Below are 11,657 nucleotides of genomic sequence, written 5' to 3' on the forward strand. Positions count from 1 at the left end.
GAACGGGACGGATCATGGCACGCAGGCGCAAGGGGCGGGACATCTCGGGATGGCTGGTGGTGGACAAGCCCGCCGGTCCAAGCTCGACCCAGGTCGTCAACAAGGTGCGCTGGGCGCTCGGCGCCAAGAAGGCGGGCCATGCCGGCACCCTCGACCCCGAGGCCACCGGCGTTCTGGCCATTGCGCTCGGCGAGGCGACCAAGACCATTCCCTTCGTGACCGACGCGCTCAAGGCTTATCGCTTCACCGTCACGCTCGGCGCCGAGACCAATACCGACGATGCCGAGGGCGAGGTGGTCAAACGCTCCGATCTCCGCCCCTCGGACGAGGAGATCAAGGAAGCGCTGCACGGCTTCGTCGGCGAGATCATGCAGGTCCCGCCGCAATTCTCCGCCGTCAAGATCGACGGCGAGCGCGCCTATAAACGCGCCCGCGACGGCGAGGAGATGGAGATCGCCGCGCGCCCCCTCTGGGTCGAGGAGCTGACCTTGGTCGACCGCGAGGATCCCGACCACGTCACGCTGGAGATGGTCTGCGGCAAGGGCGGCTACGTGCGCGCCATCGCCCGCGACCTCGGCCGCGCGCTCGGATGTCTCGGCCATGTGCGCGAGCTGCGCCGGACCTGGTCCGGCCCTTTCGACGCCGCCGAGGGCGTAAGCTTCGAGACGCTCGACGCCGAAGCCAGGACCGAAGCGCTCGACGCCCGTCTGATGCCCCTCGAAATCGCGCTCGCCGACCTGCCCGAGGCGCGCTGCGACAGCGCCTCGGCCTCGAGTCTCAGGAACGGCAATCCCGCTCCGGTGATCGCCCGCGATGTCGAGTTCGGCGACACCTGCTGGGCTTCCTTCGAGGGCCAGGCCGTCGCCGTCGGCCAGTATCGCGGCGGCGCGCTGCACCCGAGCCGCGTCTTCGCGGGCGCATGACGGACCGCCTGATCCGGCGACAGCACGCGGACGGCGACACCGTCTCCGAGGCGCTCTATTCCCCCTGCGAGCGCTATCGCTACGGCCTCCGCCGGGTCTGGAACGCCGACGCGGGCGAGCTTTTGTTCGTGATGCTCAACCCCTCGACCGCCACCGAGCTCAGGAACGATCCGACCATCGAGCGCTGCGAACGTCGCGCCCGGCAGCTGGGCTTCGGCGCGCTCGGCATCGTCAACCTCTTCGCCTGGCGCGCGACGCGCCCCGCCGATCTCAAGGCCGCGCGCGATCCGATCGGCCCCGAGACCGACGCGGTGATCGACGATTGGCATGCAAGCGCGTCGGTGACGCTCGCCGCCTGGGGCGTCCACGGCGCGCATCTCGACCGCGCCGCGACGCTGGCGCGGCGGCTCGGCCCGCTCTCGCATCTGGGCCTCACCCGCGACGGCCACCCGCGCCATCCCCTCTATGTCTCCTACGCGACCGAGCCCGCGCCCTGGCCCGCCGAGGCGCGCTACCTCGAGCGTTAACCACCGGGCGCGAAAACCGTTGAAAGGGGAGAACAAATGGGGGACATTTCCCGGGGCTCTTTCTGGGATGTCGCGCCATGTTATGGCTTACGGGTTTGATGGGTATGATGGTTCTGGGATCGGTCGCGATCATCGGAACCGAAGACGCGGATGTCGCGGAAGACGACGAGAGCAGCGGCGATGAGGCGCCCGCCTACGAGGCTCCCGCCTCCCTGCAGCTGATGGACTCGGCCTTCGCCGACGACGCCTCGGCGGTCGAGGCCGAAGAGCACAGCGCCGAGACCTCAGGCGGCCTCCAGCCACAGACAGGACCGGAAGCCGCCGATCACCTGGGCGGCAGCGCGCTCGCCGACTGGCTGTCGGGGCTCGCCGGTGGCGACGAGACGAGCGGCGGCGACGGCGACGACTGGCTCGATGGCGGCGCGGGCGACGACCTGATGCATGGCGACGAGGGCGCCGATACGCTCGAGGGCGGCAGCGGCGACGACACGCTCTTCGCCCACGCGGGCGGTGACGAGATCTTCGGCGGCGACGGAGAGGACTCGCTGCATGGCGGGCTCGACGCCGACCTCCTTGATGGCGGCGCGGGCGATGACGCACTCGACGGCCGCGAAGGCGACGACACGCTGCGCGGCGGCGCGGGCACCGACACGCTCTTCGGCGGCTGGGATGACGACCTGCTCGAAGGGCAGGGCGATGGCGAGACCGACTTCCTGAACGGTGGCGCCGGGGCCGACACGCTGGTCGGCGGCGGTGGCGATGTGCTGACCGGCGGCGCGGATGCCGACAGCTTCATCCTCGCCGCGAGCGACATGACCGGCGGCGGCGCGGAGATCGTCGATTTCGACGGCGCGGAGGACCGGATGCTGGTGCTCTACGACGATGCGCTCGACACCGATCCCGACCTCAGCATCGAGCCCGATCCCGACGATCCCGACCTGACCCATATCCGCCTCGACGGCGACGTGGTCGCCTCGCTTCCAACCGCCGATGCCCCGAGCCTCGACGCGATCGTCCTGATCCCGATGAGCGCTGCGGGCACGCTGGCGGGCCTCTGACAACGCGCGGTCGATCCCGGACAGGCGCGCAGCGGGGCGCGGCGCTTCTGCGTCGAAGCGATTTTCCCCGCGAACGGCGATCCAAGTAAGCGTCGATGAAAGTGAACGGGATCGCAGTGAACGGCGATCACCGCCCGAGGGCGCGCCTCCCACGAGATGAGAGCGCGACACGCCAACACGCCTTCGAGCGGCAAGAACAGTCTGCGGGGGCACATCCGCACACCCCTGACCCTCACCGGAAAGGCGCGATCCGTCCGTCCGACCTGCGCTCTCCGCAGAGCCGACACCACCCCCGCGCCCTTTTCCCCTTCCCTCCCGACCCGAAAGCGCCTATATTCGCGCGACCGCTCAAGGGCGGCCCTCCACGGGCCCTGCTGGACGACATCCCGGCTTGCGCCATGACCTGACACACATATCCAAGGAGACCCCGATGTCGATTACCGCGGAAGAAAAGACCCGCCTGATGAAGGAATACGCGACCAAGGACGGCGACACCGGTTCGCCCGAAGTCCAGGTTGCCATCCTGACCAGCCGCATCTCGACCCTGACCGAGCACTTCAAGACCCACAAGAAGGACAACCACTCGCGCCGTGGCCTTCTCAAGCTCGTGGCCCAGCGCCGCAAGCTGCTCGACTACCTCAAGGCGCGCGACGAAGAGCGCTATCGCAAGCTGATCGGCAGCCTCGGCATCCGCCGCTGAGCCACCGTCGGACCGACAGGTGAAGGGGTCGCTCGCGCGGCCCCTTTTTGCATGTCCGACGCAGGGTCAGGTTTGACGCAGGGCGCATCGCCGCGGGATACTGGCGCTAAGGGAAGGAGACCCGCGATGCGCCAGACCCTGAGCGTCCTGATCCGCATGGGCAGCCTGCAGCGGCTGGCCCCGTTCACGATTGCCGCGCTCATGGCCGGGCTGATCTGGGGCGCGCCCTGGATGATCCTCGCCGTGCTCTACGGCGCGGCCGTTCAGGTCTTCGTCGAATACGGCATGCACCGCTTCCTCTACCACCGCGAGCCGCCGCAGGAGCAGGGCGTCTTCAACGCCCTCTACCGCGCCCATATCGGCCATCACGAATTTCCCTCGGACCCCGAGTTCTTCACCGGCGACGATCACTGGTTCCCGGTGCGGTTCGCCGCCACCTCGGTGGTCCTGCACACGCTGGCGCTCTGGCCGCTCATGGGCCTCGCCGATGCCGCGCTCGCCGCGTCGCTCGCGATCTTCGTCGGATCGGCCAGCGCCTTTGCCTTCTACGAATACTGCCACACGCTGGCGCATCTGAACGTGCCCAAGGGCTGGTTCGGCCAGCGCGTCACCCGCAGCCACCTCGCGCATCACTTCCAGGACCACGACGCGACCTTCCACGTCACCTTCGGCATGGGCTGGATCGACCGGCTCTTCGGCACCGCGCATGACCCCGAGACAGCCCGCGCCCGCTACGACCGTGCCACCATCCTGAGCCTCGGCATGGACCCCGAGGATCTGCGCCTCGTGACCGCGCGCAAGGCCTGGAACCTGCCCGCGCGCCCGGGCACCAAACGGGCCTGAGCGGACCCGCGATGCCGCGCTGAGACACGCGCGCGCCTCACGCCCTTCTTCTTTGCAAATGCCGCGCATCTCGTGTACGCCCCGCGCATCTGAGACGTGACGCTTCGACCCCGGCGCATGGCAGGATGAAGGGGTCGGCGGCAATGGGGCCGCCATGACAACGGAAGACCCGGGAGGGCCCGGGAGTGCTTCCAGACAGGATACGCTAGATGTTCAATATCACTAAGAAATCCATGCAGTGGGGCGAAGAGACGCTCACGCTGGAAACCGGCAAGGTCGCGCGCCAGGCCGACGGCTCGGTCATCGCCACCCTGGGCGAGACCTCCGTCATGGCCAACGTGACCTTCGCCAAGGCGCCGAAAGAGGGGCAGGACTTCTTCCCGCTCACGGTGCACTACCAGGAAAAATACTACGCCGCGGGCAAGGTGCCCGGCGGCTTCTTCAAGCGCGAGGCCCGTCCGACCGAAAAGGAAACGCTGACCGCGCGCCTGATCGACCGTCCGATCCGCCCGCTCTTCGTCCCCGGCTTCAAGAACGAAGTGCTCGTGATGTGCACCGTGCTGAGCCACGACCTCGTCAACGATCCCGACATCGTGGCGATGATCGCCGCGTCGGCGGCGCTGACCATCTCGGGCGCGCCCTTCATGGGCCCGATCGCGGGCTGCCGCGTGGGCTTTGAGGATGGCGAATACATCCTCAACCCCGAGGTCGAGGATATGCAGGACCTGCGCAACAACCCCGACCAGCGCCTCGACCTCGTGGTCGCGGGCACCAAGGACGCGGTGATGATGGTCGAGTCCGAGGCCTATGAGCTGACCGAGGACGAGATGCTGGGCGCCGTGACCTTCGCGCACGAGCAGATCCAGCCGGTGATCGACCTGATCATCGACCTGGCCGAAGACGCCGCGAAAGAGCCCTTCGACTTCCAGCCGCCGGATTACTCGGCACTCTACGAGCGCGTGAAAGCCGAGGGCGAAGAGAAGATGCGCGCCGCCTACGCGATCCTCGACAAGCAGGAGCGCACCACCGCCGTGGCCGAGGCCAAGGCGGCGATCAAGGAGGCGCTGTCGGAAGACGAGCGCGCCGATCCGAACCTCGGCTCCGCGCTGAAGAAGCTCGAGTCCGGCGTTCTGCGCGGCTCGGTGGTCAAGGAAGGCAAGCGGATCGACGGCCGAGCGCTCGACCAGGTGCGCTCGATCGTGGCCGAGACCGGCATCCTGCCGCGGACCCACGGCTCGGCGCTCTTCACCCGTGGCGAGACGCAGGGCCTCGTGGTCACCACGCTCGGCACCGGTGACGACGAGCAGATCATCGACGCGCTGCACGGGAATTTCCGCTCGAACTTCCTCTTGCACTACAACTTCCCGCCCTATTCGGTCGGTGAAGCGGGCCGCGTCGGCCCTCCGGGACGCCGCGAGATCGGCCACGGCAAGCTGGCCTGGCGCGCGCTCCAGGCGGTTCTGCCGGCTGCGACCGACTTCCCCTACACCATCCGCGTGGTCTCCGAGATCACCGAGTCGAACGGCTCCTCCTCCATGGCCTCGGTCTGTGGCGGGTCGCTGTCGATGATGGATGCGGGCGTGCCGCTCAAGGCCGCGGTCGCCGGTGTGGCGATGGGTCTCGTGCTCGAAGAGGACGGCTCCTACGCGGTCCTGACCGACATCCTGGGCGACGAGGATCACCTCGGCGACATGGACTTCAAGGTCGCGGGCACCGAGAACGGCATCACCTCGCTGCAGATGGACATCAAGGTCGCAGGCATCACGCCCGAGATCATGAAGAAAGCCCTGGCCCAGGCCAAGGAAGGCCGTCTGCACATCCTGGGCGAGATGAACAAGGCGCTCTCCGAGACCGGCGAGTTCTCGGTTCACGCGCCGCGCATCGAGACCATGCAGATCCCGACCGACAAGATCCGCGAAGTGATCGGCTCGGGCGGCAAGGTGATCCGCGAGATCGTCGAGGTCTCGGGCGCCAAGGTCGACATCAACGACGACGGCATCATCAAGATCGCCTCGCCGAACGGCGAAGCCATCCAGAAGGCCTACGACATGATCCACTCGATCGTGGCGGAGCCGGAAGAAGGCGGCATCTACAAGGGCAAGGTCGTGAAGATCGTCGATTTCGGCGCCTTCGTGAACTTCTTCGGCAAGCGTGACGGCCTCGTGCATGTCAGCCAGATCGAGAACCGCCGCCTGAACCATCCCTCGGACGTTCTGAAGGAAGGCCAGGAGGTCTGGGTCAAGCTTCTGGGCTTCGACGATCGCGGCAAGGTGCGCCTGTCGATGAAGGTCGTCGACCAGGAGACCGGCCAGGAGGCCGCGCCCGAGAGCAAGCAGAAAGAAGACGCGGAGTAATCCTCCGCCCCTTCGAAACCGGAAAGGCCCCGTTGCATGGCGGGGCCTTTTTCATTGAGCCTGAGGATGCTCTGCGGACAGAAGGTCGCGCAGGTCGCGCGACACGAGCCCGGCTATGTCGCTCTGCGCCAGGGCCTCGGCCAAATGCGCGAGCGTGGTCAGCCCGTCGATCCGCGCAAAGAACCCGGCCATGTCGCGGGCCTTCAGGCTCTCGGCGCGGGTCCGAAACGGCATCTTGCTCTCGGCCGGGGTCGGTGGCGCGCCCCAGACCAGTGGCCAGAGCGCGAAGTTCAGATACCGCCTGTCCGGGTCGTATTGCGAGCGCTGGAGATGGACCACCTGCAGGACCTCTGCGCAGCCCCGCGTCCAGACGCGCGGCCTCCGCCGGGCGAAGCCCCGCGCGATGAGCATCTCGGACAACGCGGCCTCGGTCGGGACGGGAAAGCTTTGAGGGGCGGACATGGCCGCAGGGTAGGCCCGCGCCGCTTCAGGACCTAGCCGAAACGCTATGGCCTCATTCAAAAAAAAGACCGGGTCTCCGAAGAGCCCGGTCAGTCCAACAGGGAGGTGCATGTGATTGACCGCACATGCGACGGGTTGCCTTCGTAACGCCTTGATCCCGGAAGGGTTCCCAAGCTCTGCCAATTATTTTGGCATCTTGGGAACACCCCCGATCAGGTTACGAAACCAGCCGGTAGCCGCCGCTTTCGGTGACCAGGAGCCGGGCGTTCGAGGGGTCAGGCTCGATCTTCTGGCGCAGGCGGTAGATATGCGTCTCGAGCGTGTGGGTGGTCACGCCCGCGTTGTAGCCCCAGACCTCGTGCAAGAGCACGTCGCGCGGTACGACCCCGTCGGGCGCGCGATGCAGGAACTTCAGGATGTTGGTCTCTTTCTCGGTCAGGCGGATCTTCTTGTCGTCCTCGGTCACGAGAAGCTTCATCGACGGGCGGAAGCTGTAGGGCCCGAGCTGGAAGATCGCGTCCTCGGACTGCTCGTGCTGGCGCAGCTGCGCGCGGATGCGGGCAAGGAGCACCGGGAACTTGAAGGGCTTGGTGACATAGTCGTTCGCGCCCGCGTCCAGCCCGAGGATCGTGTCCGCGTCCGAGTCGTGGCCCGTGAGCATGACGATCGGAGATTTCACCCCCTGCTTGCGCATCAGTTTGCAGAGCTCGCGGCCATCGGTGTCGGGCAGGCCCACGTCGAGGATGATCAGATCGTAGATCTGCTCCTTGGCGCGTGTCATGGCGCTCTGGCCGTTCTCGGCCTCGAACACCTCGAAATCCTCGGTCAGGACCAGCTGCTCGGCCAGGGCTTCGCGCAGGTCGTCATCGTCATCGACGAGCAAGATGTTTTTCAGCTGAGCCATCGTCTTGTCCTCCTGTCTTCGTGATCGACATGTGAAGCCGCGTGCGCGCTGCCAAGTTTTGCTGCAACTCTCTCACGGGGTCGTGTAATCGGGGGGCGTTACGTTACAAACGGACCCTCCATGGCCCTCACTCCGACCCTCTCCGAGACCCTTGCCCGCGCCCGTGCCGACCTGCGAATGGGCCTGCCCGTGGTTCTGGAGGGTGCGGAGCGCCTGGCGCTGGTCGCGGCGATCGAGACGCTCTCGCCCGCGCGGCTCGGCGAGATGCGCAGGCTCGGAGAGCCCGAGCTGGCGCTCACCGCCCGGCGGGCCGAGACGCTGAAGGCGCGCGCCTATGATGGCGACCTCGCGCGCGTGGCTCTGCCCGATGGTGCCAGCGCCGACTGGCTGCGCGCGGTGGCCGATCCGAAGGACGATCTGCGGCGGCCGATGAAGGGCCCGCTCCTGACCCGTCGCGGTGGCGATGCGGGGCTCGAGCGGCTGGCGATCCGGCTGGCGAAATCCGCGCGGCTCCTGCCCGCGGCGCTGGTGCTGACGGTCGCCGACGCGCCCCCGGGCCTCACCTGGATCGACGCGGAGACCGCTGCCCCGCATCTCGACGCGCTGCCCGAGCTGGAGCATGTCGTGACCGCGCGCGTGCCGCTCTTCCATGCCGAGGAGGCGCGGCTCCATATCTTCCGCCCCGAGGACGGCTCGGACGAGCATTACGCCATCGAGATCGGCCGCCCCGACCGCGCCCAGCCGGTGCTGGCGCGGCTGCATTCGGCCTGTTTCACCGGCGATCTCCTGGGCTCGCTCAAATGCGATTGCGGCCCGCAGCTCAATGCCGCGCTGGGCAAGATGGGCGAGGAGGGGGCGGGCGTGCTTCTCTATCTCAACCAGGAGGGCCGGGGCATCGGGCTTGCCAACAAGATGCGCGCCTATGCCCTGCAGGATCAGGGCTTCGACACGGTCGAGGCCAATCACCGGCTTGGCTTCGAGGATGACGAGCGCGATTTCCGGCTGGGCGCGCAGATCCTGTCGCGGCTGGGCTTCGGATCGGTGCGGCTTCTGACCAACAACCCCGCCAAGATCGCGCGGATGGAGGAATGCGGCCTGTCGGTGACCGAGCGGGTGCCGCTCAAGGTCGGCGAGACGCGCTTCAACCATCACTACCTCCTGACCAAGGCGGCGAAGTCCGGGCATCTCCTCTGACCCTCCGCGGGCGACGGGTGCGGAGTGCGTATTTGGAAAAAGAAGAAGCCTGCAGGGGCGGGGCTTGGAGCGGCGACCGGCGGCCCTTAGGTAGCCTTGGGAAAGGAGCTTTCTCCATGCGTTATTCCCTTCTCGATCTGGCGCCGGTGCCCGAGGGCGCGGACACCGCGACGGCGCTGGCCAATCTGGGCGAGCTGGCCGAGGCGGCCGAGCACTGGGGCTATCACCGCTACTGGCTGGCCGAGCATCACAACATGCCCGGGATCGCGTCGGCGGCGACGGCGGTGCTGATCGGCCACGTCGCGGCGCGGACGCGGGAGATGCGCGTCGGCGCGGGCGGGATCATGCTCCCGAACCACGCGCCGCTTGCGGTGGCCGAGGCTTTCGGCACGCTGGCGACGCTCTATCCCGGGCGGATCGACCTGGGGCTCGGACGCGCCCCCGGCGGAGATCACGCGGTGATGCAGGCGCTGGGCGTGAGCCATGAGCGTGCCGAGCGCTTCCCCGAGGAGGTGGCCGAGCTCACGCGGCTCTTCGGCCCGCTCGATCCCGAGGCGCCGGTCAACGCCCATCCCGGCGCGGGCACCGGCGTGCCGCTCTGGATCCTCGGCTCGTCGCTCTACGGCGCGCAGGTCGCGGCCTATTTCGGGCTGCCCTACGCTTTCGCCTCGCATTTCGCGCCTGCCGCGCTCGAGGAGGCCTTTGCGCTTTATCGTGCGAAGTTCCGGCCCTCGGAGGCGCTGGAGCGGCCGCATGCGATGCTCGCGGTCAATGTCTTCGCCGCCGACAGCGATGCGGAGGGCGCGCGGCTCCGGACCTCGATGCAGCAGGCCTTCTACCGGCTGAGGACAGGACGCCCCGGCAAGCTGCCCGCGCCGGTCGAGGATCTGGACCAGGTCATCCCGTCCGGCGCGCAGGTGCAGGTGAACCAGGCGCTGTCGGTGAGCGCCGTCGGCGCGCCCGCCAGCGTCGAGCGGCAGCTCGGCGCGCTGATTGCGCGACACCGGCCCGACGAGGTCATCCTGACCGGGCAGATCCACGACCACGGGGCGCGCCTGCGCTCCTTCGAGATCGCGGCGGAGGTGATGGCGCGGCTCGGCGAAAAGGCCGCCGCATGAGCGCGCGCGACATGGTGCTGACACGGGGTGGCCTGCGCTTTGCGGGCAGGCTCTGGCCCTGCACCATCGGCAAGGGCGGCGTCCGCACCGACAAGCGCGAGGGCGACGGCGCGACGCCCGCGGGCGTGCACCGGATCGTCGGGCTCCTCTACCGGCCCGACCGGATCGCACAGCCCGCCGATTGGGCGGTGCCGATCCGGCCCGGCGATCTCTGGTCCGACGATGCGCGGGACGAGGACTACAACCTCATGGTGCGCGCGCCCTATGCGGGCAGCCACGAACGGCTCCGCCGCGCCGACCCGCTTTATGACATCGTGCTGATCACGGACTGGAACTGGCCCAGGGCCGAGCGCGGGCGCGGCTCGGCGATCTTTCTTCATCAATGGCGCCGCCCGGGCTTTCCGACCGAGGGCTGCATCGCGTTCCGGCGCGATCACCTGCGGCGGATCACCCGGCTGATCTCGTACGAGACGCGGCTGATCGTGCCCGAGGCGCTGGCGCGGGAGCGATGAGCGACGCCGCCGACCTGGTGACCGAGATCCGTGGCTGCCGCCTCTGTGCGGAGCGCTTCGCCGCCACCGCCACGGCCCATGCGCCACGCCCTGTGCCCTGGTTCGAGGCGGGTGCGCGGCTCCTGATCGCGGGGCAGGCGCCGGGGATGCGGGTGCATGAGAGCGGCCGCCCCTTCGACGACCGCTCGGGCGACCGGCTGCGCGACTGGCTCGGGATCGACCGCGACAGCTTCTACGACCGGACCCGCGTGGCGGTGGTGCCGATGGCCTTCTGCTTTCCGGGCTACGATGCCGCTGGGTCGGACCTGCCGCCGCCGCCCCTCTGCCGCGCGACCTGGCACGATCGGGTGATGGCAGCGCTCGGGCCGAAGCCCCTGACGGTCGCCATCGGCCAATACGCCCAGCGCTATCACCTGGGGACAAAGGGGACGGTCGCTGACGCGGTGTCCCGCTGGCGCGACCTTTTGCCCGCCGCCATCGCCTTGCCGCACCCCTCCTGGCGCAATACCGGCTGGCTCAAACGTCACCCCTGGTTCGAGGCCGAGCTTCTGCCCGCGCTTCGCGCCCGTGTCGCGGAGGTCCTGGCATGAACCCTGGCATCACCGAAGAGACCGCGCTCGACCGCGCCTTCACCGAGATGGAGGCGGGCGACGATGCCGCGCGGCTGCGCTTCTACGCCGCGCTCGCCGATAGCGAGCTGTTTCTCCTTCTCGCGCGCGAGGCCGAGGGCGAGACGCTGGAGCCCGAGCTGTTCGACCTGGGCGACGCGCGCTTCGTGCTGGTCTTCGACCGCGAGGACCGGTTGAGCGGGTTCACCGGGCGGCCGTCGCCCTATGCCGCGCTGCCGGGCCGCGTGGTGGCGCAGATGCTGGCGGGGCAGGGGATCGGGCTCGGGCTCAATCTCGAAGACGCGCCCTCGGCGACGCTCCTGCCACCCGAGGCGATGGGGTGGCTGGTCGAGACGCTGGATCACGGGCCCACCGAGGCGGCGCTCGCGGCGGCCGAGCTGAGCGCGCCCGGGACGCTGCCCGAGACGCTGCTCACCGCGCTCGATGCGCGGCT

Annotated in this window: 13 protein-coding genes; 11 read left to right on the top strand and 2 right to left on the bottom strand. The window is 68.6% G+C overall.

Features of this window, described 5'->3' with window-relative positions:
* Nucleotides 1-14 precede the first annotated feature (14 nt).
* The 6 genes from truB to pnp all read left to right on the top strand — a co-directional run bounded on the left by truB (nt 15) and on the right by pnp (nt 6,405).
* Complete coding sequence (gene truB / locus ACFQ4E_RS15845; protein ID WP_386805251.1) at nt 15-923, top strand: tRNA pseudouridine(55) synthase TruB; 909 nt, start codon at nt 15-17, stop codon at nt 921-923.
* A complete protein-coding gene (locus ACFQ4E_RS15850; protein ID WP_386805253.1) occupies nt 920-1,450 on the top strand; it encodes a DUF1643 domain-containing protein in 531 nt (176 codons plus the stop codon). The genes truB and ACFQ4E_RS15850 overlap by 4 nt, the downstream gene beginning before the upstream one ends.
* A gap of 77 nt (nt 1,451-1,527) precedes the next feature.
* Nucleotides 1,528-2,508 (top strand): calcium-binding protein, encoded by a 981-nt coding sequence (locus ACFQ4E_RS15855; RefSeq protein WP_386805254.1) that lies wholly within the window; start codon nt 1,528-1,530, stop codon nt 2,506-2,508.
* Nucleotides 2,509-2,938: 430 nt separating this feature from the next.
* Nucleotides 2,939-3,208: a 30S ribosomal protein S15 gene (rpsO, locus tag ACFQ4E_RS15860; RefSeq protein ID WP_386805256.1), complete on the top strand. Its 270-nt coding sequence runs from the start codon at nt 2,939-2,941 to the stop codon at nt 3,206-3,208.
* A gap of 126 nt (nt 3,209-3,334) precedes the next feature.
* A complete protein-coding gene (locus tag ACFQ4E_RS15865) occupies nt 3,335-4,051 on the top strand; it encodes a sterol desaturase family protein (RefSeq protein ID WP_386805258.1) in 717 nt (238 codons plus the stop codon).
* Between the two features lie 209 nt (nt 4,052-4,260).
* Nucleotides 4,261-6,405 (top strand): polyribonucleotide nucleotidyltransferase, encoded by a 2,145-nt coding sequence (gene pnp, locus ACFQ4E_RS15870; protein WP_386805259.1) that lies wholly within the window; start codon nt 4,261-4,263, stop codon nt 6,403-6,405.
* 51 nt (nt 6,406-6,456) lie between these two features.
* Here the strand turns inward: pnp and ACFQ4E_RS15875 are convergent, their stop codons facing one another.
* Both ACFQ4E_RS15875 and ACFQ4E_RS15880 read right to left on the bottom strand, forming a co-directional pair.
* Nucleotides 6,457-6,867, bottom strand: a complete 411-nt coding sequence (locus ACFQ4E_RS15875; protein ID WP_386805261.1) for a DUF4304 domain-containing protein — start codon at nt 6,865-6,867, stop codon at nt 6,457-6,459.
* Between the two features lie 217 nt (nt 6,868-7,084).
* Nucleotides 7,085-7,771, bottom strand: a complete 687-nt coding sequence (locus ACFQ4E_RS15880; protein ID WP_386805263.1) for a response regulator transcription factor — start codon at nt 7,769-7,771, stop codon at nt 7,085-7,087.
* A gap of 120 nt (nt 7,772-7,891) precedes the next feature.
* Here ACFQ4E_RS15880 and ribA point away from each other — a divergent pair, with 120 nt between their 5' ends.
* The 5 genes from ribA to ACFQ4E_RS15905 all read left to right on the top strand — a co-directional run.
* On the top strand, nt 7,892-8,965 hold the full coding sequence (gene ribA, locus ACFQ4E_RS15885) for a GTP cyclohydrolase II (RefSeq protein ID WP_386805265.1): 1,074 nt from the start codon (nt 7,892-7,894) through the stop codon (nt 8,963-8,965).
* Nucleotides 8,966-9,081: 116 nt separating this feature from the next.
* Nucleotides 9,082-10,083, top strand: a complete 1,002-nt coding sequence (locus ACFQ4E_RS15890; protein ID WP_386805267.1) for an LLM class flavin-dependent oxidoreductase — start codon at nt 9,082-9,084, stop codon at nt 10,081-10,083.
* Nucleotides 10,080-10,595, top strand: a complete 516-nt coding sequence (locus ACFQ4E_RS15895; RefSeq protein WP_386805269.1) for a L,D-transpeptidase family protein — start codon at nt 10,080-10,082, stop codon at nt 10,593-10,595. The genes ACFQ4E_RS15890 and ACFQ4E_RS15895 overlap by 4 nt, the downstream gene beginning before the upstream one ends.
* Nucleotides 10,592-11,185 carry a uracil-DNA glycosylase family protein gene (locus ACFQ4E_RS15900; RefSeq protein ID WP_386805271.1) on the top strand — a complete coding sequence of 198 codons (594 nt, stop codon included), beginning with the start codon at nt 10,592-10,594 and terminating at the stop codon, nt 11,183-11,185. The genes ACFQ4E_RS15895 and ACFQ4E_RS15900 overlap by 4 nt, the downstream gene beginning before the upstream one ends.
* 8 nt (nt 11,186-11,193) lie before the next feature.
* Nucleotides 11,194-11,657: SseB family protein (locus ACFQ4E_RS15905; RefSeq protein WP_386805275.1), on the top strand; the 464-nt coding region annotated here is incomplete at its 3' end.

The organism is Litorisediminicola beolgyonensis, from assembly GCF_042679605.1.
In the GTDB taxonomy this organism is placed as follows: domain Bacteria; phylum Pseudomonadota; class Alphaproteobacteria; order Rhodobacterales; family Rhodobacteraceae; genus Litorisediminicola; species Litorisediminicola beolgyonensis.